23 protein-coding genes are annotated in these 22,857 nt (G+C 46.3%); 11 read left to right on the plus strand and 12 right to left on the minus strand.

All coding sequences use genetic code 11. The annotated features are described in order from the left end of the window. The 3 genes from OI18_RS12920 to OI18_RS23805 all read left to right on the plus strand — a co-directional run. Nucleotides 1-304: helix-turn-helix domain-containing protein (locus OI18_RS12920; protein WP_039140410.1), on the plus strand; the 304-nt coding region annotated here is incomplete at its 5' end. 140 nt (nucleotides 305-444) lie between these two features. Continuing rightward, nucleotides 445-831 carry a DUF4242 domain-containing protein gene (locus OI18_RS12925; RefSeq protein ID WP_240312769.1) on the plus strand — a complete coding sequence of 129 codons (387 nt, stop codon included), beginning with the start codon at nucleotides 445-447 and terminating at the stop codon, nucleotides 829-831. 247 nt (nucleotides 832-1,078) lie between these two features. After that, nucleotides 1,079-1,453, plus strand: coding sequence for a cupredoxin domain-containing protein (locus tag OI18_RS23805; RefSeq protein ID WP_052273181.1), 375 nt, complete (start codon nucleotides 1,079-1,081; stop codon nucleotides 1,451-1,453). A gap of 43 nt (nucleotides 1,454-1,496) precedes the next feature. Here OI18_RS23805 and OI18_RS12935 read toward each other — a convergent pair whose 3' ends face one another. Continuing rightward, nucleotides 1,497-1,895 carry a VOC family protein gene (locus tag OI18_RS12935; protein ID WP_039140412.1) on the minus strand — a complete coding sequence of 133 codons (399 nt, stop codon included), beginning with the start codon at nucleotides 1,893-1,895 and terminating at the stop codon, nucleotides 1,497-1,499. A gap of 183 nt (nucleotides 1,896-2,078) precedes the next feature. Between OI18_RS12935 and OI18_RS12940 the strand changes: the two genes are divergently transcribed. Continuing rightward, a complete protein-coding gene (locus tag OI18_RS12940) occupies nucleotides 2,079-2,564 on the plus strand; it encodes a YybH family protein (RefSeq protein ID WP_039140413.1) in 486 nt (161 codons plus the stop codon). 13 nt (nucleotides 2,565-2,577) lie between these two features. On the opposite strand, the gene OI18_RS12945 is transcribed toward OI18_RS12940, so the two are convergent. Beyond that, entirely contained in the window at nucleotides 2,578-3,621 is a 1,044-nt protein-coding gene (locus tag OI18_RS12945) for a hypothetical protein (RefSeq protein WP_039140414.1), read from the minus strand. Between the two features lie 143 nt (nucleotides 3,622-3,764). Between OI18_RS12945 and OI18_RS12955 the strand changes: the two genes are divergently transcribed. Then, a complete protein-coding gene (locus OI18_RS12955) occupies nucleotides 3,765-5,159 on the plus strand; it encodes an SLC13 family permease (RefSeq protein ID WP_205410044.1) in 1,395 nt (464 codons plus the stop codon). A gap of 107 nt (nucleotides 5,160-5,266) precedes the next feature. Here the strand turns inward: OI18_RS12955 and OI18_RS12960 are convergent, their stop codons facing one another. Beyond that, nucleotides 5,267-5,836, minus strand: a complete 570-nt coding sequence (locus OI18_RS12960; protein ID WP_039140419.1) for a hypothetical protein — start codon at nucleotides 5,834-5,836, stop codon at nucleotides 5,267-5,269. 79 nt (nucleotides 5,837-5,915) lie between these two features. Next, entirely contained in the window at nucleotides 5,916-6,194 is a 279-nt protein-coding gene (locus OI18_RS12965; protein WP_039140420.1) for a hypothetical protein, read from the minus strand. A gap of 213 nt (nucleotides 6,195-6,407) precedes the next feature. Here OI18_RS12965 and OI18_RS12970 point away from each other — a divergent pair, with 213 nt between their 5' ends. Genes OI18_RS12970 through OI18_RS12980 form a run of 3 tightly spaced genes read left to right on the plus strand, consistent with a single transcriptional unit; the run spans nucleotide 6,408 to nucleotide 10,210 of the window. Then, nucleotides 6,408-6,998 (plus strand): outer membrane beta-barrel protein, encoded by a 591-nt coding sequence (locus tag OI18_RS12970; RefSeq protein ID WP_039140422.1) that lies wholly within the window; start codon nucleotides 6,408-6,410, stop codon nucleotides 6,996-6,998. Between the two features lie 57 nt (nucleotides 6,999-7,055). Further along, on the plus strand, nucleotides 7,056-9,449 hold the full coding sequence (locus OI18_RS12975; RefSeq protein WP_039140424.1) for a zinc-dependent metalloprotease: 2,394 nt from the start codon (nucleotides 7,056-7,058) through the stop codon (nucleotides 9,447-9,449). Between the two features lie 47 nt (nucleotides 9,450-9,496). Next, on the plus strand, nucleotides 9,497-10,210 hold the full coding sequence (locus OI18_RS12980; protein WP_052273183.1) for a 3-keto-disaccharide hydrolase: 714 nt from the start codon (nucleotides 9,497-9,499) through the stop codon (nucleotides 10,208-10,210). Here OI18_RS12980 and OI18_RS12985 read toward each other — a convergent pair. The 4 genes from OI18_RS12985 to OI18_RS13000 form a co-directional block, all read right to left on the minus strand. Beyond that, on the minus strand, nucleotides 10,197-11,414 hold the full coding sequence (locus tag OI18_RS12985) for an ATP-binding protein (protein WP_052273184.1): 1,218 nt from the start codon (nucleotides 11,412-11,414) through the stop codon (nucleotides 10,197-10,199). The genes OI18_RS12980 and OI18_RS12985 overlap by 14 nt on opposite strands. 10 nt (nucleotides 11,415-11,424) lie before the next feature. Next, the gene (locus OI18_RS12990) at nucleotides 11,425-11,853 is read right to left on the minus strand and encodes a hypothetical protein (protein ID WP_039140428.1); all 429 of its coding nucleotides are present in this window, start codon (nucleotides 11,851-11,853) and stop codon (nucleotides 11,425-11,427) included. Nucleotides 11,854-11,865: 12 nt separating this feature from the next. Further along, a complete protein-coding gene (locus tag OI18_RS12995) occupies nucleotides 11,866-12,231 on the minus strand; it encodes a hypothetical protein (protein WP_039140429.1) in 366 nt (121 codons plus the stop codon). Nucleotides 12,232-12,298: 67 nt separating this feature from the next. Beyond that, nucleotides 12,299-12,892, minus strand: a complete 594-nt coding sequence (locus OI18_RS13000; RefSeq protein ID WP_052273185.1) for a Crp/Fnr family transcriptional regulator — start codon at nucleotides 12,890-12,892, stop codon at nucleotides 12,299-12,301. 149 nt (nucleotides 12,893-13,041) lie between these two features. Between OI18_RS13000 and OI18_RS13005 the strand changes: the two genes are divergently transcribed. Beyond that, on the plus strand, nucleotides 13,042-14,334 hold the full coding sequence (locus OI18_RS13005) for an epoxide hydrolase family protein (protein ID WP_082037958.1): 1,293 nt from the start codon (nucleotides 13,042-13,044) through the stop codon (nucleotides 14,332-14,334). 89 nt (nucleotides 14,335-14,423) lie between these two features. After that, the gene (locus OI18_RS13010; RefSeq protein ID WP_240312770.1) at nucleotides 14,424-14,810 is read left to right on the plus strand and encodes a cupin domain-containing protein; all 387 of its coding nucleotides are present in this window, start codon (nucleotides 14,424-14,426) and stop codon (nucleotides 14,808-14,810) included. A 22-nt stretch (nucleotides 14,811-14,832) separates the two neighbouring features. Here the strand turns inward: OI18_RS13010 and msrB are convergent, their stop codons facing one another. After that, nucleotides 14,833-15,270, minus strand: a complete 438-nt coding sequence (msrB, locus tag OI18_RS13015) for a peptide-methionine (R)-S-oxide reductase MsrB (protein ID WP_039140431.1) — start codon at nucleotides 15,268-15,270, stop codon at nucleotides 14,833-14,835. A 30-nt stretch (nucleotides 15,271-15,300) separates the two neighbouring features. Beyond that, nucleotides 15,301-16,641, minus strand: a complete 1,341-nt coding sequence (locus tag OI18_RS13020) for an NAD(P)/FAD-dependent oxidoreductase (protein ID WP_039140872.1) — start codon at nucleotides 16,639-16,641, stop codon at nucleotides 15,301-15,303. Nucleotides 16,642-16,890: 249 nt separating this feature from the next. Here OI18_RS13020 and OI18_RS13025 point away from each other — a divergent pair, with 249 nt between their 5' ends. Then, nucleotides 16,891-18,366: an aldehyde dehydrogenase family protein gene (locus OI18_RS13025; RefSeq protein ID WP_039140433.1), complete on the plus strand. Its 1,476-nt coding sequence runs from the start codon at nucleotides 16,891-16,893 to the stop codon at nucleotides 18,364-18,366. Here the strand turns inward: OI18_RS13025 and OI18_RS13030 are convergent. Both OI18_RS13030 and OI18_RS13035 read right to left on the minus strand, forming a co-directional pair. Then, nucleotides 18,338-19,510 (minus strand): BamA/TamA family outer membrane protein, encoded by a 1,173-nt coding sequence (locus OI18_RS13030; RefSeq protein ID WP_039140434.1) that lies wholly within the window; start codon nucleotides 19,508-19,510, stop codon nucleotides 18,338-18,340. The genes OI18_RS13025 and OI18_RS13030 overlap by 29 nt on opposite strands. Nucleotides 19,511-19,672: 162 nt before the next feature. Beyond that, nucleotides 19,673-22,849, minus strand: a complete 3,177-nt coding sequence (locus tag OI18_RS13035) for an efflux RND transporter permease subunit (protein WP_039140436.1) — start codon at nucleotides 22,847-22,849, stop codon at nucleotides 19,673-19,675. Nucleotides 22,850-22,857: the final 8 nt, after the last annotated feature.

Raw genomic sequence — 22,857 nt, forward strand, 5'->3', positions numbered from 1 at the left:
ATTCAATAAATTGGAGGAAAACTGGCAGGATCCTGATTTTGATATTCCAGATTACTGTAAGGAAATGGCAATGAGTAAATCGCAATTGTACAGGAAAACAATTTCACTTACGGGCCTCTCCCCAAATATACTTTTGAAAGAGTTCAGGCTTGAGAAAGCAAAAGAGCTCATGAAAAAACAGCGTCATACTATTTTGCAGATAACATTTGACTCAGGGTTTACCAGTCCTTCTTATTTTACCAAGTGTTTTAAAAAGAAATATGGCCTGCTTCCGATGGCTTATATTGACATGTTGCATCATTGATGCTGCTACCTGCTGGCTCAATTTTACCATTTATTGAACGATTTGTTTCAACCGGATTTTCATTTATTGAACGATTTGTTACAGGCTTCCGGCAGTACTCACTGTTAACTTTGGTATCATTAATCATTAAACTAAAAGTTATGAAACAGCCTGGTAAACACAGCTTCATGCTTGTCATTATTCTTCTTTTCACAGGATCTGCAATCATGGCTCAGAACTCAGCAATTGTTTACGAAACCAAAAACAAGACAACAATGAAAACCTATCTGATTGAAAGAGAAATTCCGAATGCCGGTAAATTAACAGCCGAAGAACTGAAGGCAGCATCCCAGAGATCCTGTGCAGTTTTAAAAGAAATAGGACCCCGCATTGAATGGGTACAGAGTTACGTGCAGGGAAATAAACTAACCTGTGTGTATAAAGCAGAGAATGAGGAGCTGATCAGGGAACATGCCAGGAAAGCAGGTTTTCCGGCCAATACTATCAGTGAGGTAGTTACAATCATCAATCCGGCTACGGCGAACTGATGCATATCGCTGCTACTGCTGCAGTGTCAAAATCGCGCTTATTCGGTAAATAAAGCCGGCAGAATTCAGTTCTGCTGGCTTTTTACGACCTGCGTGGGCTTCATCTGAACACGATTGCAGACTGGCGAACAGGTCGGCCGAGTATGTTATTCCCTACGCAGGTTTTAACAAAAGATTTCTTCCCAGGGTCTGATTGTTGCTGCATTTGGTTTATTAGACTCATTGTTTAATCTTAAAACGTGCGTATATGAAAACCAAACAATTTTTCGGCACCCTTGTCGGCATTTTACTGGCGATTACCTTGATAACAGCGTGCAGCAAAGACAATTATAAAGACGAGAAAAAAGACAACAATAACGGTAGCAATTCCTCTACAATCTACATGAAGAATTCAGTCTTTTCTCCTGCCAGTCTGCGGGTTAAGACAGGTACAACAGTAAAATGGAACAATGATGATACGATGGCTCATACCGTAACGGCAAATGATAATAGTTTTGATAGCGGAGAAATTCAGCCCGGCGGTAATTTCAGCAGGATGTACAACACCGTGGGAACATATCCATATCATTGTACGCTTCACCCGGGAATGACGGGAACCATCGAAGTAGTGGACGATTACTAAAAAATGAAAAAATCCTCCGGTTTCCCGGGGGATTTTTCTTGTGTCATGATGGAAATTCAAACAATTCTATCAGGTTTTTGGAAGGGTCCTGAAGGAGGATCTGCTTACCGCCAACACCTTGTACAATTTCATTCCGGAATGTTGCGCCTCGCTTCCTGAAATCCTGCACCACAGCCTCGATATTTTTTACCTGTAGCTGGATGCGATTCCATCCACCCGGGGCCGGCATGGTTCCGTCAGGCATGGCATGACCCGCACCTCCCGCACCCGGACTGTTTATAAACAACCGGAGGTTTCCCAGTTTTAATGAAGCAAAAGCAGATTTTACATGCTGATCCGTTTCGAAGCCCAGAATGCCCGTATAAAAACCTACCGCAGCATCAACATCATTAACAATATATCGCACTGCTGCAAACTGATCTTCAGTAAGATACTTGTTCATAACCTATGGTTTCCTAATACCCATCAAAGATGGTACTACAAGTACCCGGGGGGGAACTTTGACGAAATTCTAAGGTAGCAGCCTCTCCGGTCATTTATCCGTAAATATTGCGCTTATAAATAGAACAGCTTATATTTAAGTGACAGGTTTTAAGTATTTCATGCCAAAACTCAACTACATATTATGAGAAACATGATCACCTATGGAATAGTACTTTCAGGTATTTTAACATTTGTTTCCGCCTGTGATACCAAAAAAGGAGAACCCACAACAGCTGCTATCGACAAAGAGCAGATAAAGAAGGAGATCCAGGCCAAGGAAAATGAATTTGCAGAAACATATAACGCGGGGGAAATCAAAAATATCGGCTACTATGCTGACGATGCGATAACCTTTTACCCAAACAGGCCGGCATTGGTAGGCAAAGAAGCTATAATTGAATTCTTAAAAGCTGATTTGGTCGAAAACTCCAATAAGATCTCCTTCAAAACCGATGAAGTTTTTGTGTCAAACGATGGCAACCAGGTAGTCGAAATTGGCTATTTCCAGGTTATTGACTCAACCAACACTGCGATCAACAAAGGCAACTATATGAGTCTTTTTGAGAAGAGAAATGGCAAATATGTTTGCGTGAGGGATATGAGCGCTTCTGATGTTCTTATTCCATAAAAGAAATTCCTGCTTATCGTCTTCTCCCACCGCCTCCCCTGGCGCCGCCACCACCCCTGCCACCGCCACCACCGCCGCCCCGGGAACGGCCTGATTGCATCGTTGACGGAGACGAAAAGTTCGACCTTGATTGCCGGTCAGAAACGGAGGCACCGCCTGAACGACGGTCCGACTGACCTGTCGAAGGCCTGGTTGACGCAGAGGGCCTGTCGGACCCACGATTGGACCCCCTGTCTGATCCCCTGTTCCCTTGCCTGTCGGATGCCCTGTTCCCGTTATTATATCTTCCATTTGCGTTGTTATGCGCAACCCTGTCTGAACGGTTCCTGTTGCCGTTGTAGTTATTGAAAGTATTATGATTGTGAATGACAGTAGTGTTATGGTAACCATAACCACCGTGGTAATGGTAATGATTGGCGTGATAAATTCCTACTGCCATTACTGTGAACGCTGCAAAATATGGCGGATAGTAACCATAATGGTAGGGAGGGACATATGGCACATAGACAGGTGAATACACATACTGGACAATTGGCGTTGTTTCGACAACAACAGTGGTTGCCGGAACATTTACGGTTACTGGTTCCGGACCGGTATATCCCGGGTTAGCAGTGACTGAAGGCGTGCCAGATGACTTTGGTTCAACGATATAATTCTTGCCATACAGATCTTCATCCCCGACAATTTGCATCGTTACTTTCCCCTTCTTCTTTTCTAACATAATGACAGCAACATCCTGCTTTTCAGTCTTACTGACTTCAACCTGTAGTATAAACGTAAAACTTGAATCCTTTTGCTTCGTTACCACTTTAATAAAGTCGACTTTTTTATCGAGATCCAGGTCGAGGTTGTTGATTCCCGTTTTTTGTTCATTCAGCGATTTTTCAAATGCTTCGATGGTTTTTGACTTTTGAAAAAGATCCAGTACTGCATAAAGATCCAGGTTGTCTCCCGGCAAGCCTAACATTGCAGTATCGCTTCCTGTGCTTTGGGAAAAAGCAGGCAGACTTACCACGCTCAGCACAATAGCCAAATACGGTAACATGAATTTTTTCATGACTGGTATATTTAAGGATCGACGCTTATCTAAGTTAACAAATCGCTTCCATAAACCTGATTTAACAGTAAAGTCAACCGGCGGGCCAGGGTTGCTTTCCATTTACCTTAACTTGATCGATTCAGGGAAACATACTGAGGACCATGTCTCAAATGACGGACAGCAGTTTAACAATTTCAACCCCGGGCAAAAACGCATTTAAATTGATGCTTTGCCTGGCAGCGGCATTGTTACTGACTTACTTGCTCAGGTCGCCGGCGTTTACTGTTTCGCAGGATTATGTAATATTCCTCCTTTTTTTCTCTGTTGGACTGTGGCTGACGGAAGCTATTCCTCCCTTTGCTGTCGCATTATTTATCATGGCATTCCTGTTTTTTGCCCTCGGAAACCCCAGGTTTAACCCGCAACCACAGGACGCCTCTAAATACGTTCAGACTTTTTCCAGCAGCATCATCTGGTTATTACTCGGCGGATTTTTTCTTGCAGAGGCCATGACCAAAACCGGCATTGATTCTGAATTGCTGAAGCTCTCCCTGAAATTATCCGGAAGCAGGCCACGCACTATACTGTTTGCATTGATGATTACCACGTTGGTGGCATCGATGTTCCTTTCCAATACGGCAACCACAGCAATGGTTATTGCAGCCATTATGCCTTTATTGAACCATCTGGGTAATAAGCCCTTCGCCAAAGCTTTACTGACTGGTATTCCACTGGCAGCGGCAGTCGGCGGAATGGGAACCATTATTGGCAGCCCGACAAATGCGATTGCTGCCGGTGCCCTGGAGAACGTGGGGATTACTATCAGCTTTTTAAAATGGATGATGGTCGGTGTGCCACTGGCATTGGTACTTATCCTGTTATCCTGGCGTCTGCTTTGTAAATTTTACATTCCAGACAACAGTTCTATTGCGATTGAATTTCTGCAGGAAAATGAACAGGAGCCGCTTCCTGGCCAAAAAAGAAACCGGCGGATTGTAATGGTAATTTTCGCTATTACAGTCCTGTTGTGGACCACCAGTTCATTGCATCAATTGAGTGTTTCCGCGGTTTCAGCCATTCCACTTGTTTTCCTGACGATGACGGGCATCCTGAACGCATCGGATATGCGAAAGCTTCCCTGGGATACGCTGATGCTTGTTTCAGGCGGACTTTCCCTCGGTCTTGCATTACAGCACACCGGCATGCTTGAATATTTTGCAGCAGGTATTACAGAATCCGGCTTTTCAACCGTATTGCTTTACTTCATTTTTGCATTCAGTGCCATGCTTTTCAGCAATGTTATGAGCAATACCGCGACCAGCACGATCCTTATTCCGCTGGGAATTTACCTGATGCCGGCAGAAGCAGAAAGGATCGCTGTTATTATCGGGCTGGCCGCTTCAACAGCACTCTTATTACCGGTGTCTACTCCGCCGAATGCAATTGCGTACAGCACTGGCTTATTGAAGCAAAAAGATTTTTTACCGGGTGGTTTATTGATGGGTATTATCGGGCCACTGTTGATCGTGTTATCCGTGATGCTCCTGCTCAGGTAACAGCAGGAGGGCCGGTCAGTGCAACATTTGCAAGGAATTTTAGCGTCCTGGATTTCATTCTGCTGAAATTAAGGAAAATCCCCGGCTGCAGTCCGGGGGATTTTCTTTTACAGCGTGAGATCCATTCTGCCCTCATTACCCGGGATATCCCTGGCCGTTACACTGACACTGCCGCCTGCAAGTGCAGGGTTGTCTGCTACTGTCGTGTACGTCCATTTATTCCGGTTGATCGGGTTAAGAATGGCATTACCCTCTTCGACCAGTTCTCCTGTTGCCGTTCGGATGCTTACAATTACTTCAGAAACCCTGAAGTCATCTTTAGCTTTCACAACAATTGGAGATCCTGCGAGTCCGGCATATTTGCTGACATCGATGCTTTTCACCGCAGGGGCCTTCAGGTAATCACGGAACGCAATGTTATATGCTGTTCTTCCAGAAGGGAGATTTCTTTCATATTCTGCCTTCATTTCAGAATCAGCTATTGCGCCCTTGGCGTATAAAGATGCCTCGCTAAAACGGTCCCGGACCTTTACCTGGTTCTCCGTTGGTTCTGCATCTTTGTCGACTTTTGGCAAACGTGCCATAAAGGTATCATCGCCTCTTTTTTTGTAGACGAACTGATTACCCATTTTCCCTCTTGCTCCTTTGACGAGCAAGTTTTCTGTAACCTTACTCATGATTGTAAATTTTACGTTTTTAAAATTGTTTCGTCATTTACCGCTTCGGAAGAAAGTCTGGCGGGTCACGTCTCCCGTTTCAACTTACGTGATGCTTCCTCTGCGGTAAATCGGGAATAACTATAAGCAGAGGGTATTTAATTTCCAAACATTGTGCATCGAAACCGGAAAATAGTTCGCGAGCGGTACCTGGAATGGCGCGAGCGGTTTTTTCAGGAAGCAAAATCGTATAGCCTTTAATGTGGGGAAGAATGATGAGGCTAAAAAAGACGACCAAAATCTGGGTTTTTACGACCAAAATCTGGGTTTTGAGTGCTGTGATAAAATTTAATCCATGTGTCAACCATGTGTCATCCATGTATCATCCCCTCTGAAACAGCATATTTTATACATGGTTAATACAAGGTTTAAGCATGGTTAAAGCAAGTGTTACCCACTTGCCTGATAAATTTAAAAATTCCCAGTGGACCAATCTCTGAACCGGGATTCGATGCGTAACTTTGCGGCAACTCACTCCAACAACACCACGTAAAACGGTTAAGGCGATTGTTTCATCGCTAAAACATTTTTTATGAAAAGGCAAGTGTACTTATGTGTGATCTTGATTGCATTACTGGCTCAATCTATTCAAACTAAAGCTCAGATCCAACAGGGCAATATACTTGTAGGCGCAGATATTGCGGATCTAAACCTTGGCCTCGATGAAGGCGGCAACTTTTCTTTCACGATTAATCCGAAAGCTGCTTTTTTCTTTAAAGATAATATCGCGCTCGGCGGTTATTTAACTTTTGGACTCAGCACAGCCAAAGATGCAGGAACCAGTATCAATTATGGAGTAGGAGCGTTGGGCCGGTATTATTTCAGTCGTGACCAGGTAAACATCCTGCGCCAGGCAAGGTTCTTTGGGGAAGGAACAGTCGGGATTGATGGCGATAATCCCGCGGTCGGAGACAACACTAATGGGTTGGGAATCAGTTTCGGACCCGGCATTGCTTATTTCATTACGCCAAATATAGGGCTGGAGGGACTCTTTAAATACAATGGTATCATTGGTTTTGGATCCTCAACTACCTCAAACAATTTAACACTCAATGTAGGATTCCAGATTTATCTCCCCTCTTCCAAAGCGAAAGAAGTGAAGGAAGAGATAAAGCAGGAATGACGCAGAAAGACAGGCATCGTAATTGTGGTAGCATAATTCCATTTGAGATTCAAGGTTATGTTAAAATGCCACATTGCATACTGCCGGATAGTGATTTCGGTCATCTGCCTTCTCGCTGTAAACACAGTTGCAGTTGCGCAAAAGGATGCGATCAAGGACATCGTCAAAGGATTCAGCGTATATAAGGGCGGCATCACGATTTACTACCGGAACGATAGCGTTTATTTTGAGATTCCTGCAACTACGTTCGGAAAGGAACTGATATGGTATGCAGAAATTAAAAGTGGTCCTTTTATCCCGGGACTAATGATGGCAGAAGCTTCCCCTGCGACATTTATCAACAAATGGAATATCCAGGTGGAAACTTATGGCAACAAAGTATTTATTAAAGACCGTAGCTCCATACTTGACCTGAGGATCAACCAGGCAGAAAAGCCCTGGCTTGAAAAGTCACGGATGTTACGTTCGCTTGCTGAATCCAATACTTCGCCGATCCTGTTGGCATTGCCCATCAAGGCAAGGGGTGAAAATAACTCTATACTCGTGGATGTGACCGACGTGTTCACCCGCAACCTTGAAATGTTCGATCTCAGGAAAAAGTATTACACTCTTGGCTCACAGGATACCCGCCGTAGTTTCATCTCGGACATTAAGACGTTTCCCAATAATATCCAGATCGCGAATACGCTGACTTTCGAAACCAGCCAGAGCAAGAGCGAGCTTGGTGCAATCAACTCTACGGCGGCTACAATAACCGTACAGCATAGTATTTACCTGCTTCCTGAGAAGCCAATGAAACCAAGGCTGTCTGACCCCCGTATCGGGTACTTCAATACGAATTTTACAGAGCTCCAGTATGAGAGCAGTGCCAAGCAGAAATCGTATATCTCCCGGTTCCGGCTGGAGAAAAAAGATCCTGATGCTGCAGTATCAGAGCCGGTGAAACCGATTGTGTATTATATCGGCCCGGATGTTCCCGAACGCTGGCGACCGATTTTCAAGGAAGCTGTTGAAATGTGGAATGAGGCGTTTTTGGCGGCTGGGTTTAAAAATGCGATCCAGGCAAGGGATCCGCCGGATGATCCTTTATGGAACGCGAATGACCTCGGCAATTCAGTGATCCGCTGGGTCAGCCAGCCGGTAGCCAATGCCCTTGGTCCAACTGTAGTAGACCCACGAAGTGGCGAAATCATTTCGGCGCATATCCTTGTCTGGGCTGACGTATTGAGCCTTGCTACGCGGTGGTATTACCTGCAGGGCTCGGGCGCTGACGAAAGGGCAAGAAAGCTCCCGCTTCCTGTGGAAGTAGAAAACGACCTGATGAGGTATGTGGTTGCACATGAAGTGGGCCATACTTTAGGACTACGCCACAATTACCGCGCAAGCCAGGCCTATTCCATTGATGAATTGAGAGACAGCGATTTTGCCAATGAAAACGGACCAGTTGCCTCGATCATGTCTTACGGCCGGATCAACTACATCGCACAGCCCGGCGACAGTGTAAGGCGTCTTTTGCCCAAGATCGGCCCCTATGACATATTTGCCATTAAATATGGTTATCAGTCGATTCCGGAAACCACCACGCCTGAGGGTGAAGTTCCTGTACTTAATACCTGGCTTGCAGAACAGGAAGAGAATCCCATATTGCAATGGGGTGCAGAAGATGAAGCAGCAGGGCACGACCCGATGGTGCTTACTGAAAACATCGGGAGCGATCGGATCGAAGCGGCAAGGCTTGGCCTGGAAAACCTGCGACGTGCAGTGCAAAATTTGCCCGAAGCCATCGCCTCAACACCACAGAATTTCCGCTTGCTGAAACAGTATTATACTGCGGCAATGGCCGACAGGTCCAAGTTACTTGATGCCGCTACCAAAGAATTATATGGCGTTGTGGAGGTGAGAACCCTTGATGTTCATTTGCCCCAGTTTAAACCCGTTTCAGCATACAGGAAAAAAGAAGTGGTCAAGTTTTTACTGACTGAATTGCGTGATGTTCCCGGCATCATAACCGGCGGAATGAAAAATGTCTTCGAGCCCCATGAACTAACGGTCATGATCACCAGCAGCCAGGTAGATCTGATGAAGAGCCTGCTCAGCAACAAAGTCATCATGAGTTTCTGGAACACGGTATCCACTGATACTTTCGACTATAAGATTACGGATTACCTGCTGGACATCCAGGATGGACTGTTTTCTGAATTAAACAAACAGATGGTCGTGGTTACTGATCTCCGGAGGGAATTACAACGAAAATACATCCAGCGACTGACAGACCTCTTTGATCACGAAGACGAAGGCATAACTTCGGATGTGCGGGCTTCCGCCCGGGAATGTATGAAACAATTGTTGGTCAAAATATCGGCGGCTGAACTGAAAACTACTGACAAGGTTACCAAATTGCATCTTTCCGACCTGAAGGCAAGGCTGACGAAGAACCTGCGATCGAATTAGGATAAGTCAATAAGGGATTAGCGACATTTATTGCCTATATTTCAAAAATGAAATTTACACTAACCCTTTGCATTGCTGCTATATTGATGGCGTCCTGCTCAGACATGAGCAACCACTCCAATCGTTTAAGTAAGGAAGAAAAAAAAGAAGGATTTGTATCACTCTTCGATGGTGAGTCGATGGAAGGCTGGCATCCTTACAATAAAGGCAAATCAGCCTCGCGGTGGACGGTTGTAAACGGTGAGCTGTACTGCGATCCGAAGAGTAAGCAAGAACCGGTTGATCTTGTTTCTGACAATTCGTATGAAAATTTTGAACTTCGGTTTGAATGGAAAATATCGGCAGCGGGTAACAGCGGCGTATTTATCAATGTGGTGGAAAAGCCGGGTGTGCCGGCAGCCTGGGCCTCGGGACCTGAATACCAGTTACTGGAATCTACACATCCAGACTATGTAAAAGGCAGCAGCAAAATGCCGGGCTGTATATTCGGATTTACCCGGCAGGAAAATCCTGCTGAACTCAAACCGCTTGGTGAATGGAATGAATCAAGGATCACACAGCAAAACGGAAAAATAGAGTTCTTCCTGAATGGCGTGCTCACAACCCAGCAGGATTTTACTTCACAGTCATGGCAGGATTCGGTCAGTAAAACCTGGTTTAAGGAATGGCCGGAGTTCGGGAAACATACACAGGGTCATATTGCCCTGCAGGACTGGGCCAAGGGCATTTCATTCCGGAATATCAGGATCAAGGTGTTGTAACACTTTCTGCATTTTGTCTTTTCGGAATGAGCAGGTGTACCGTTGTGCCATGGCCGTGCCTGGAACTCGCAAAGATCTTTCCATTATGATTGGCTATTATTTTTTTGCAAATGGCTAATCCAACTCCAGTACCGTCATATTCATCTTTCGAGTGCAACCGCTGACAGATTTTGAAGATCCGGTCCGCGCTTTCCTCGTGAAACCCGATGCCATTGTCCTTTACCTGGATGTGATGGTACCTGTTATTGATATCGAGGTTGTTATGGCGGATCTCATCTTTGGTAAGGGGGTAACAACTTATATTTATAAGTGGTGCAATTTCGGTACTGGTGAATTTTAAGGCGTTGGAAATCAGGTGGCCAAAGAGTTGGTGCATTTGAGATGGTACAGCATCAATTACCGGCATGTCAACGCACAGGATCTTTGCATTTCTTTCCTGTATAAACTGACTGTACTCAGACATGTTGTGCTCAATCACCTGCTGCAGATCTACTGTTGAAATTTTATCCACCCGCATGGAGAGCTGTGAGTATGACAAAACATCCCTGATCAGTGATAATGTTCTCAATGAGGACTTTTTTATTTTTTCTATATAAGTACGGCACTGTTCATTTGAGTTTCCAAGACTTCTTTCCAGTAAATCTATAAAGACGGTGATCTTTCTTGCAGGCTCCTGGAAATCATGGGAAGTAATGTGGGCAAGCTGTTCAAGTTCGTTGTTATAACGCAACAGTTCCTGGTGAGCAGTGTCAAGTTGCCTGCTTCGCATGGCTGCAATATGCTCGGAGTTCTTCCGTGTGCGGACCTGCTGGGTAACGTCATGGCACAAAACGATTACTCCGGAAATTTGTCCGCTCGCATCTTTGTAGGGATGATATGCCAAGTCAAGGTATCCTTCTGTTTTGATGGATTTTTTGTAGACACAATAAGGGTGATCGTTCTGGTAGTCGGATTTTCCGGAGATCCTCACATTTTCAATGATGTGCCTGAAAAGTGGTTCTGCTTTTGGAATGACGTCGAACAGGGGCTTATTTAAAATGTCTTCCGTATTATGCCCGATCAGTTTGGCGTATGCGTCATTGACTATTGCGATTTTCAGGCTTTCACCCTTCAGCACCACAATTCCGGAAGAGATGTTATCAATGAGTTTCCTGATCTGGTCTTCCGGATCGTTCAGGTATTTTACAGAGCTTGGTTTTTCCATTTCTCACGATTTACAGATACACAAATACGCCGGTGATATTTCCTTCCTGGCCAAAGATTGGGCTTAAGCTGAAACGCCGTTCTTCCTGCAATACTGAAGCCCGGGTCTTCATTACTTTTTCAATTGAAGTACTTAATGTTACCCAGATTTCGGACAGAACATTCATTGCCTTTTCTCCAATCACTGGCCTGCTTTTTCCACTACCGGGAATTGAAATGTATGAATCATTGCAAAAGAAAACCATGTCCTTACCCCATAGCAGCACCATCGGAATGGGTGAGTTCAGCAGGATTCCAAGGCAGGTAAAAAGCTCGCTGGGCAATTCTCCGGGTTTCCCCATTGGCGTCTCCGACCAATTTGTGCGCCTGATAAGTTCACCAGCTTTCCCGCCACCCTTTAAGGATGCCAGGTTGTCTACGGTCGAAAAATGTGCTTTCATGTGTTTATTGTTTCAATAGTAATTACCGTGTGCAGGAGATTGCGATGCAATATTCCTGAGGCCACTAAGGGACTTATTTCCATGCCTCAGATGAATGTCAATGTCTTGCCTGCTGTATAAAGCAGTTTTTACAGGGTTCGCTATTTCGACAAAGAGTGATGGACTCAGATACAAAAGGGTCTGCAGGTCGACCAGGTCTTCCAGAAACATACAGAACAAGGATATGGTTGCGGCAAAACAAATAGTTCCGACCGGCCAGGTTGACTGGCATGAGAAAAATATATTGCTACTATCGTTTTCAAGAATTTCCAGGTGGATGGATTCACCGCTTATTAAAACCGCAACATGGTTAAGATTCTTACGCTCTGCGACCAGCATGTATGTAAAGTTTCCGCAAAGCTAACATTGAAGTATGCCCATGGCCTGCGGCAAATGACGCAAAATGTTAATTCGTTTTTTTGCGGATCCGGGTCAGGGTTTCACGGCTGATCCCAAGATAGGACGCCAGGTGGGTGAGTGGAATCCTTTGCAGCAATTGTGGCTTATGTTCAATGAGATAATGATATCGGTCGTCGGGTGACATTAGTTTGAAACTGTTGGAATGTTCGGACTCCTCCAGGTAAAGGCGTTGGAAGAACCGGAATAGAAAATTATAAAAGGTCGTACTGGTTTGGAATATCGGTACAGCCTCTGTCTTGAGCGCAGCATATACCGTAGTATTTTCCATGCAGACGAAATAGAATTTTGATGGTGTTTCTTTCTGGAAGCTGTCAAAGTCGCACACGAAATCGTCTTCAAAGTAAAAGTGTACGTTTACTTCTATCCCGTTTTCCAGGCTGAAGGTGCGTATAGATCCCTTGAATATAAAGAAGAACTGGCGACAGACCTGGCCTTCTTTCAGCAACACTTCACCCTTTGCAAGGTGTTTCTCCAGCATGGTGTTGGCCCAGAGTGTAAAATCGGAATCAGATAGTGGGGCAATAGATTCCAGTTTTTGCCGGAACCTGGTAAGCGCCTCAGGTGTGTGGCTGATTTCCATCGTGCCAAAGTTATGACATCGCCGCAATTTCACGCTGCTAAATGGCTGCTTCGCCAGTGACTTTGCCTGCCAGCATTGATTGCTACTTGGTATAGGGCCGTTGCCAGGGATAATTTTAACCCCTTTAAGGAAATTAAACAAGCAGAACAATGAAAAGAACTAAAACCATCCTTGCGAAAACAGTGCTTGGCAGCGCGTTGGTTTTGCAGGGAACAATTGCAGGTGCACAAGCGGGGTCAACGAATCTTGCCAGGACCGATGAATCCATCCGGCCATTCAAAGTGCACATTGCTGAGGCGGATCTCAGGGATCTTAAGAAGCGCTTACAAGCCACCCGTTGGCCTGACAAAGAAACGGTGACGGATAAGTCGCAGGGCGCACAATTGGCGAAAGTGAAGGATCTTGTCAATTATTGGGGAACGAAATATGACTGGCGGAAGGCGGAAGCAAAGCTGAACGCTTACCCGCAGTACATTACCAAAATTGACGGACTGGACATTCACTTCATCCACGTTAAATCCCGCCACCCGAATGCAATGCCCCTCATCATTACACATGGATGGCCGGGTTCAGTATTTGAGCAGATAAAACTCATAGGGCCACTGACTGATCCCACAAAATATGGCGGCAAGGCCGAGGACGCCTTTGATGTTGTTATCCCATCACTACCCGGTTTCGGTTTCTCAGGGAAGCCGACCGAAGCAGGCTGGGGGCTTGAGCGTATCGGCCTCGCCTGGGATGTACTGATGAAACGCCTTGGTTACAAGCACTATGTGGCACAGGGTGGCGATTGGGGAGCTGGTGTTGTTGAGGCAATGGGTCGCCAGGCACCGGCAGGGTTACGGGGAATTCATTCCAACCTTCCGGCAGCTGTAACAAACGACGTAGGGGCAGCACTTGGAGGCGCTCCGCCAGCAGGCTTCACCGATAAGGAGCGCGCGGCTGTCGATGACCTCAGAACCTATGTACATAACGGCGGCCTGGCATACCTTAAAATGATGGGTGCCAGACCCCAGGCAGTTGGTTATGGGTTGACAGATTCCCCGACAGGGCTTGCCGGGTGGATGCTCGTTCACGGCGGATTTGATAAGTGGTCATTCGGTGAGGGCCCGAATCAATCACCAACAAAAGATGATGTGCTGGATAACTTTACCTTGTACTGGCTCACAAATACAGCGGCTTCTTCCGCGAGGATCTATTGGGAAAACCGCGGCAGCGACCTGATCAGTTCAGCAGCACAGAAGACCAATGAGATCTCCGTGCCTGTGGCTATTACGGTATTTCCCGATGAAGTATTTCGTGCACAGGAAAAATGGGCTCGCCAGGCATTCAAAAATCTGGTCTACTTTCACGAAGCGGATCGCGGTGGACACTTTGCGATGTGGGAATATCCGGAGTTGTTCGCAACCGAATTACGGGCGGCGTTTAAGTCTCTCCGTTAGTAACATTACTTCAAACCAAAAGGAGCGTACCCAATGCGCTCCTTTCTTGTTAATAAACGAAATAAATGGTGCAGATGAAAAAGAGCTTTTTGACCAGAATCATTGTTGCAGGGATCGCAACAATTGCATTTTCAGGTTTCACAATAGCGCAACAGCCCGGAGTCAGGCGCACGGAACTCCAGCGGTTTGATCTCAGTGCACCGGGCCGTGAAGTGATCCAGTCGCGGATCGACTTTGATCCCGGGACTTCTTTCGGGAAACACTCTCATCCTGGCGAGGAGATCATTTATGTTCTGGAAGGAATCCTGGAATACGAAATAGAAGGGAAGCCACCGGTCACATTAAAAGCGGGCGAAGTGTTATTCGTTCCCGCTGGTGTGGTGCACGCGGCAAGAAATGTTGGTACCACGAGGGGATCAGAACTTGCCACCTATGTAGTTCAGAAAGGGAAACCGCTATTGGTAATGACGAAATGAACAATAAAAAAACAAGATGTCATTAACCTATTTTGTCAAGGGAAGCAGAGTTGATGCAAAACCGTAACCCCGAAGGTGGTGGACCATCCGGAAACACATGACCCAGGTGTGCGTCACAAACATTGCACAGCACTTCGATCCTTGTCATTCCCCATGAAGTGTCTTTGTGATAACTTATCACGTTATCTTTTATGGGTGATGTAAAACTTGGCCAGCCACTGCTGGAGTTAAACTTTGTGGTGCTGTCGAAGAGGTGTGTGCCACAGCAGATGCAGCCATAAACACCAGGTGCAAACAATTCACAGAACTCCCCGGTAAAAGCCCGCTCGGTACCGTGCTCACGTGTGACGTGGAATTGTTCAGAAGTCAGCTGTGCTTTCCATTCTTCTTTTGTTTTCGTTACTTTCCTGTCTGGTTCCAGGTTGGCCTGGCTCAGTTGTAACACATCATTCCAGTTCATGCTTTTCTGTTTTAAATATGAAGAATAAGATTAGTCTTCCTGGTAACGGCGGATAAATTCCTGCCCGGCCTTGTCCTCCTGGCGCACGAAGGGCCTGATGATTAAACGGTTGCTTCGCTGGTACGTGAAGAATCGGTAAATCCAGTTGCTGAAAACAACGAGTTTATTTCTAAAGCCTACAAGGTAATAGATGTGGACGAACAACCAGGTTATCCATGCAAAAAAACCTTTAAGGTGTAGTTTGCCAGGAAGGTCACCCACTGCACCATTGCGACCAATTACTGCGAGGGTCCCTTTATTAAAATAGTTAAAGGGTTTTAATGGTTTCCTTCGCAGCAGCCTTGCCAGGTTTCCCGCCAGGTGCTTTCCCTGTTGAATGGCAGGTTGCGCTACCCCTGGAAGCCCTTTTGGATATTTTTTGGATTTCATCAGCGCTATATCACCGATTGCAAAAATATTCGGTAAACCCTGGACCTGGTTGAACTGATCTACAAGGATCCGCCCGTTTTCAATGCTTTCAGCTGGTACCCCATCTATGAGTGCCCCGGTAACTCCTGCTGACCAGATGAGCGTCTGGGTGGGAATTTCTTCGCCGGTACTTAGCCTGGCCAGTTCGCCGTCATAGTCTTCCACCCTTGTGCCCAGTTTCACAATAATTCCTTTCTTTTCAAGGAATTGTTGTGACCAGGAACCTGACTCGGGCGACATGAGCGGAAGCACCCTGTTATTTCCTTCAACGAGGTAGATATTCATCTTTTCAAAATCAAGGCCGCGATAGTCGCCGGGAAGAACATGTTCCCGCATTTCAGCCAGGGCACCTGCAAGCTCGACTCCTGTCGGACCCGCGCCGGCGATCACAACATTCAGCATGCTTTGGCGGAGCGGCTCATCCCTGATGAGGCTGGCCTGTTCGAATGCCTGGAATAACTGGCTTCTGAGATTAAGAGCATCCGGAATTCGTTTGAGCGGAAAGGCGAATTTTTTAATCGATTCATTACCGAAAAAATTCGATTTTGTACCTGTTGCGATAACTAAGTAATCATATTGCAATTCACCGATGAGCGTGGTGATGGTACGGGTCACGGGGTTTACGCCGGTTATCTTAACCAACCGGAAATGAAAATCTTCGCCGTTGTCAAACATTTTCCTGAATGGTTCTGCGATTGCATCCGGTTCAAGGCCGGCAGTGGCCACCTGGTACAACATTGGCCAGAAGCCATTGTAATTCTGCCGGTCGAACATCACGATCTGGAAATCTTTACCCGATAAGTTCTTGGCGAGGTTCACACCGCCAAACCCGCCACCGATAATTACCACCCGGGGTTTGGTCGTTTCCGGGATGTTTAACGAAAGATCATTAACGTAAAGCATTGTATAGCTTTTTAGAAATGAGAATTGAAATTTTGAGTACGTCAAATTTAACTTCACCAGCATGCCTTTGTCAAGCTCTATGCTTTCGTAGCGGACAAGACAATCCATGAACCGGACATTTGGGGCTTTTAAAAATTTCACAAACAGCTGCGGACACTTCAGTCACAACTCTGCCTGTCCCGGTAATCTGTCACTTGACTTCGTTTTCATTCCGAAATAAGTTTGCGTTACCGATCAAAAAAAGTATGTATGAAAAATAGAATTGCGCTCAACTGGATCAACAACAAGTGGGTTGATAGTCACAACCATAAGAAGAGTTTTGATCCTGCCAGCGGGCAGGAGATTGGAACGTATGCAGACGGTGGTAAGCGGGAGGCTATTGCTGCCATAGCTGCGGCAAAAAATGCGTTCACGAATTCGGAATGGAAAAGTGACCGGCAACTGCGTTATAAAGTCCTTAACCAATTGGCCGACCAGTTTGAACTCTATAAGGATCGCCTTGTGCAGATGCTGATGCTTGAAAACGGAAAAGTTAAAAGCGAAGCGGAATTTGAAGTTGGCCTTGCAGCTCCGAAACTTCGCTTTTACGCTGCAACCGTACTGACAGACTATGGTCGCGCATTGGAAACTAAACCCGGTTCCTTTAGCATGGTGTTAACAGAACCCATTGGAGTGGCAGGAATTATTGCTCCATGGAATTCACCTGTTATCCTTATGGTTCGTTCTCTTGCTCCCGCATTGGCTGCAGGTTGTACGGTCGTTATTAAAATGCCATCGCAAACCGCCCAGGTAAATGAGTTGATAAGCAGGATCTTTGAATCTGTAAAAGATGTGCCTGCAGGGGTGTTGAACCTCTTTACAGAATCAGGAAACGAAGGCGCTGCGTTCCTGGTTGAATCTACTGATGTACCCGCAATAAGTTATACCGGTAGCAGCAGGACAGGCCAGTTGCTGATGCGAAATGGTGCTGCCCAATTAAAGAGGTTCAATTTTGAATTGGGGGGCAAGACACCCATTATCATATTTGATGACGCTGACCTCGATCGTGCCTTGCCGGTGCTTGAAAAAGCGATCACTGTTTTTGCGGGACAATTCTGTATGACAGGAAGCAGGTTTCTCGTGCAGAAAGGAATAGCCGGCAATTTGAAAAAAAGACTGGTACACAGGCTTCAGAATGTAAAGGTCGGGCCCGCTTCAGACCCGGCAAGCGATATGGGACCAATGATTGATCATGCGAATGTGGAAAGGGTTGATAAGCTGGTTGAAGATGCAATAAGGGCAGGAGCGAAGGTGCTGGCGCGTGGCGGAAAGTTAACCTCAGGTGATCTTGCAAAGGGCGCGTTTTATGCTCCTGTTTTGCTGGAGGTGACCGATAACTCGATGAATATTGTCCAGGATGAAACCTTTGGCCCGGTTGCGACATTACAGCTGTTTGATACGGCAGAGGACGCAATTGCATTGGCAAATGATAATGATTATGGTTTGGCTGCTTCGGTTTGGTCGCAGGATGTAGATCTTCCGCTTCAGGTTGCGAGAGAATTGCAGGCCGGTACAGTCTGGATCAATAACTGGGCACAGGTCACTGACGAATTCGAAGAAGGTGGTTATAAGTTCAGCGGGATAGGCAGGTTAAACGGCCTGGCTGCAATCCAGGCCTTTATCGAATATAAACATGTGTTTCACCAGGCGGGTACAGTCAGCGACCCCAGGAACTCCCAAAAATAATATAGTATGCCCAGGTGGTTGGGCCACGCGCAACATCAACCCCCATGCGGAGCTGGAACTTTCTTGCTACAAGATAGCGGAAACCGGCTCCGTAGTTGTACACCAGGGTAGCATCGCCGAATTCATCGAAATGGTCAAAAGCTTTGGCCAGTCCACCGAATGCTACTGCGCTCCAGCGCCGTTGGAAATCCCAGCGTTGTTCTGTTTCTACAATCAGGTTGGTATTTCCCTGGTAGCGGGCCATGGGGACCCCACGTAGGTCTATGAATGGGACGGCATAGAAAGGCGGGTCACCCAGCATCTGCTGGTAATCAAACCGAAATCCGGAAACCAGGCTCTTGCCGCTCGATTTCTGTTTCCAAACCGGTACGTACCAATATAGGAAGCCATTAATCTGCTGATAGGAATAATCACTGCCGAAAAAGTTTTCACTGAAGTTGATATGTGCATGCGCTTTGAGTCCTTTGTTCGGTGTGAACGTATTGTCACGGGTATCGAATTCTCCAAGGACGCCTAATTCGCCGATATTGCTTTTCACCTCCTTGTCTTTCACAAAATCAGGGAGTGACGCTTCATTCTGCATTTTCAGTTCAGTATGAACGAACAGGTACTGGATTCCCGTCAGCCACCTTGCATCGGTTAATTGTTTCGCCAGGTAAAAATAGGCGGGAAGGGATCTGCCATTGAAACCGAACTTCATTTCCCCCAACTGGGCTGTCTCCCGGTAAAAGTCAAGGTTGATATTTGCATATCCTATAAACGCCTTATAACGCATCCGCAATTTATCAAGAGTGGCAGTTCTTCCTATACCTGTAAACCAGGTCTTGTTCGCAGTGTATGCAGCGGCTACAACCGTCATATCAGGAGGTACCGGAACGGTTCGGCCCTGCGACTGCAGAGGTGGATTCTTTTTCATAAAGACTGGTACGAACCCCAGCCCAAATCCACCAAGGGCAGGCTCGGTGACGATGATGGGAACAGGAATAAATCCATTTGCATTGATGATCCAGTCACTCAGGTCGAAAGCATGGTCAAGTGAGTCGCGGAAGGAGAATTGTTTATTGCGCGACTGGCCTTCGGTCGATACGGGAAGGCTAGCCGAAAACAGTATCAGCAGTATATAACACAGTGTAAATAGTCGCATACCTTCAGCCCGCTAAATTAAGCAGGTGAGGGGAGAGGGAAGTATTTTACGGTTAAACCAGGTGATTTGTGAATGCAGCCAATATTGAATAGGTCAATAAGTCAATAGGGCGGTGAATGCCCGACTTATTGACCTATTCATTTATCGAACCATCGAAGTACATCACACTACATGTATTGGTGTGAATCCGTCTTCGCTTTCTGCTGGTTCGTATTCTTCCACCATCATTTCTTCAATGGTCATTGGTTGTTTCTTCCTGCGATTAAACCAATTTATCCAGCGATCGAAAATGGCATAGATTACCGGAACGATGATCAGGGTAAGGAACAGCGAACTGATCAATCCGCCGATGATCACCCACGCAAGTCCGTTCTTCCATTCAGCACCCGGACCGGAAGCTATGGCAATCGGGATCATGCCGAATACCATTGCAATGGTAGTCATCAAAATTGGGCGCAGTCTTGCATGGTTCGCCTGGATCAATGCCTTGAAAGTTGTTTCGCCGGCTGCTTTCCTTTGGTTGGTGAAGTCTACCAGCATGATCGCATTCTTACATACCAATCCAATCAGCATGATAATACCAAGGATGGTGAATATGTTCAGTGAGTTATTGGTTAAACCCAACGCGAGCAATGCTCCGATAAAGGACAATGGGACGGAGAATAATACCACGAGTGGGTAAACGAAGCTGTCATATAGTGTTACCATAACCAGGTATACCAACAGGATGGCTGCCAGCAGTGCTACTCCCAGTGTACCGAAACCTTCCGACTGGTTTTCCATATCACCTCCCCAAACATAACTGACACCTGTTGGCTTGTGCAGCTTGTCGAATGCGGTCTGCCATTCGGCGGCAACAGTGCCGGACGGACGACCAACAGCCTGGCCCTGGATGGTGACGGACGGACTCTTGTCCCTTCTTTCCAACTGGCTGGGGCCTGACGATTCCGTTACTGTTGCAAACTGCGAAAGCTTTATCTGTTCGTTGCGGTCATTTACGAATTCGAGGTTACGCACGTCTTCAATATTCGACCTGTTGAAACTCTTATACCGGATATTGATATCATATTCATATTCACCTGCCCTGAATTTGCCATCGGTATTTCCATTGAATGCAGTTTGCATGGTGAGGCCAACTGTCTGCAGGTTCAGGCCAAGACTCGCCATTTTATCCCGGTCAACCTGCACATTGATTTCAGGGTTACCATCTTCAACTGTGAGTTTTGTTTCAGTAGCTCCTTTGATTTTCTTCAACTCCTCATGGGCCGCATTGGCAAATGCCATGGCACTATCGAGATCCGGCGCCATTACTACAAGAGCGAGCGAAGCATTTTCCGCAGTACCCAAAATACTTACGGGTGTAGTTTTCACTTTTGATCCTACAAGTACGTCCTGTAATTCCCGTTTGGTTTTTGCTGCATAAACATAGGAGTCATCTGCGCGATGTTTCCTGTCCACCAGTTTCACCCTGATCTCTGATTTATAGGCAGTCGACTGGCTACCGGCCATTCCCTCGCTTGTCTGGCCCACAGTGGTAATCATATCTGTCACTTCCGGTTTGCTGCGCAGGTATTGTTCGGCTTTCTGGGTTGCCTGGTTGGTTTGTTCGATCGATCCGTCCTTAGGCAGCTCTATCTGAACAAGAAATTCTCCACGATCACTTTTGGCAAAGAATTCGCCGCCTATAAATCCACCAGCCAGCATGTATAGGGAGCCAACGAACATGGCGAGTACGATCACCAGGGTAATCCGCTTATGATGCAGCGACCATTTCAGGATGCCGGTTATCCAATGCGTGAATGCAGTCAGCATTTTTTCAAAGCCAAGGATTGTTCTTCCGAATATGGTTTTGCCGCTGAGGTGTTCCAGCTTGCCATATCGAGACGAAAGCCATGGTACAATGGTAAAGGATGAGAGCAGCGACAATAGGGTTGCTATAATTACGACAACGCAGAATTGCTTGATGATATCGGAAACTAGTCCTGTACTGACTGCGATCGGCAGGAACACCACTACGATTACCATAGTGATGGCAGTAACGGTGAAGCCGATCTCCTTTGTTCCTTCATATGAGGCGCGTACCCGGTTCTTCCCCATTTCCATATGGCGGTAAATATTCTCAAGCACAACAATGGCGTCGTCTACAAGGATTCCAACTACAAGCGAAAGTCCCAGCAGGCTCATCAGGTTAAGCGTATATCCGAAAAGTACCATGCCAATGAATGTTGCGATCAATGAAGCGGGAATGGATACCATCACGATCAGCGAGTTCCGGATGCTGTGCAGGAAGAAAAGCATTACGAATGCCACGAGCACAACTGCGAGCAGGAGGTCATGCACCACTGAGTCTGCAGCTTCAAGGGTGAATACAGTTGTATCATTGGCGACCGTAAGTGCAAGATTGCTGGAAGCATAATCCTTCTGGATCATGTTGATCTTCCTGGTGATCTCTTCACTTACCGCTACCGCGTTGGCATCACTTTGTTTAATGACCTGGATGGCAATGGAGTTCTTCTGGTTCACCCTTGCAACTTTTTCCACTTCTTTCTGTGCATCCTGAACATCGGCAACGTCTGAGAGGCGTACGACAACACCGTCGCGTGACAGCAACACCAGGTTCCGGAGTTCATCAACTGTTTTGTATTTACCCGACAGTCGAACCAGGATGCTTTGTTCGCGTGTCTGCACATTTCCGGTGGGGAAGTCGAGGTTCGAGCCGAGGATCAATTGTTGAACCATCGGAACAGACAATCCATATCCTTTCAGTTTTTCCGCATCAAGGCTGACCTGGATCTCACGTTCCTGTCCACCTACAAGGTTTACCTGCGCCACGCCGTTTACGCGTGATAAGACCGGGCTGATGCGTTTGTCAACCAGGTCAAAAAAGGCAGACTCGTCCATTTTTGCGGAAGCTGATAAAGTCATGATCGGAAGATCATCCAGCGAAAATTTATTCAGCGATGGCGGGTCGGTGTCTTCGGGCAGATCTTTGAGAATAGCATTGATCTTGCGTTGTGCATCGTTTAATGCATAATCTGCATCGGCGCCACTGTTCAGCTGGATCGTAACCAGGGAAATATTCTCCATTGATTTCGATTCAAGCTTCTTGATGTTTTCCAGTGATGCTACCGCGTCTTCTATTTTTTTGGTAACAGTGTTTTCTACTTCCGATGGGGAAGCGCCGGGATATACGGTGGTGATTGTGACCGCGTTGCTGGCAAATTTGGGAAGTAGTTCATATCCCAGCATTTTATAACTGAAAAGACCACCAAGTATGAGGATCGTAAATAATACGATTACCAGTGACGGTCGTTTGATCGAGATTTCGGCAATTTTCATCCGGATAA

The sequence above is a fragment of the Flavihumibacter solisilvae genome, from assembly GCF_000814475.1.
GTDB lineage: Bacteria > Bacteroidota > Bacteroidia > Chitinophagales > Chitinophagaceae > Flavihumibacter > Flavihumibacter solisilvae.

Bases quoted from the DNA above. Each gene is read 5' to 3' on its own strand.
- OI18_RS12965 (WP_039140420.1), bottom strand. From the start codon at position 6,194: ATGGATGACACATGGTTGACACATGGATTAAATTTTATCACAGCACTC.
- OI18_RS13000 (WP_052273185.1), bottom strand. From the start codon at position 12,892: ATGGAAATCAGCCACACACCTGAGGCGCTTACCAGGTTCCGGCAAAAA.
- OI18_RS12985 (WP_052273184.1), bottom strand. From the start codon at position 11,414: ATGGAAAAACCAAGCTCTGTAAAATACCTGAACGATCCGGAAGACCAG.
- msrB (WP_039140431.1), bottom strand. From the start codon at position 15,270: ATGAACTGGAATGATGTGTTACAACTGAGCCAGGCCAACCTGGAACCA.
- OI18_RS13005 (WP_082037958.1), top strand. From the start codon at position 13,042: ATGAAAAGAACTAAAACCATCCTTGCGAAAACAGTGCTTGGCAGCGCG.
- OI18_RS12970 (WP_039140422.1), top strand. From the start codon at position 6,408: ATGAAAAGGCAAGTGTACTTATGTGTGATCTTGATTGCATTACTGGCT.
- OI18_RS12935 (WP_039140412.1), bottom strand. From the start codon at position 1,895: ATGAACAAGTATCTTACTGAAGATCAGTTTGCAGCAGTGCGATATATT.
- OI18_RS12980 (WP_052273183.1), top strand. From the start codon at position 9,497: ATGAAATTTACACTAACCCTTTGCATTGCTGCTATATTGATGGCGTCC.
- OI18_RS12960 (WP_039140419.1), bottom strand. From the start codon at position 5,836: ATGAGTAAGGTTACAGAAAACTTGCTCGTCAAAGGAGCAAGAGGGAAA.
- OI18_RS12945 (WP_039140414.1), bottom strand. From the start codon at position 3,621: ATGAAAAAATTCATGTTACCGTATTTGGCTATTGTGCTGAGCGTGGTA.
- OI18_RS12995 (WP_039140429.1), bottom strand. From the start codon at position 12,231: ATGCTGGTCGCAGAGCGTAAGAATCTTAACCATGTTGCGGTTTTAATA.
- OI18_RS12940 (WP_039140413.1), top strand. From the start codon at position 2,079: ATGAGAAACATGATCACCTATGGAATAGTACTTTCAGGTATTTTAACA.
- OI18_RS13025 (WP_039140433.1), top strand. From the start codon at position 16,891: ATGAAAAATAGAATTGCGCTCAACTGGATCAACAACAAGTGGGTTGAT.
- OI18_RS12990 (WP_039140428.1), bottom strand. From the start codon at position 11,853: ATGAAAGCACATTTTTCGACCGTAGACAACCTGGCATCCTTAAAGGGT.
- OI18_RS23805 (WP_052273181.1), top strand. From the start codon at position 1,079: ATGAAAACCAAACAATTTTTCGGCACCCTTGTCGGCATTTTACTGGCG.
- OI18_RS13030 (WP_039140434.1), bottom strand. From the start codon at position 19,510: ATGCGACTATTTACACTGTGTTATATACTGCTGATACTGTTTTCGGCT.
- OI18_RS12955 (WP_205410044.1), top strand. From the start codon at position 3,765: ATGTCTCAAATGACGGACAGCAGTTTAACAATTTCAACCCCGGGCAAA.
- OI18_RS13020 (WP_039140872.1), bottom strand. From the start codon at position 16,641: ATGCTTTACGTTAATGATCTTTCGTTAAACATCCCGGAAACGACCAAA.
- OI18_RS12925 (WP_240312769.1), top strand. From the start codon at position 445: ATGAAACAGCCTGGTAAACACAGCTTCATGCTTGTCATTATTCTTCTT.
- OI18_RS13035 (WP_039140436.1), bottom strand. From the start codon at position 22,849: ATGAAAATTGCCGAAATCTCGATCAAACGACCGTCACTGGTAATCGTA.
- OI18_RS12975 (WP_039140424.1), top strand. From the start codon at position 7,056: ATGTTAAAATGCCACATTGCATACTGCCGGATAGTGATTTCGGTCATC.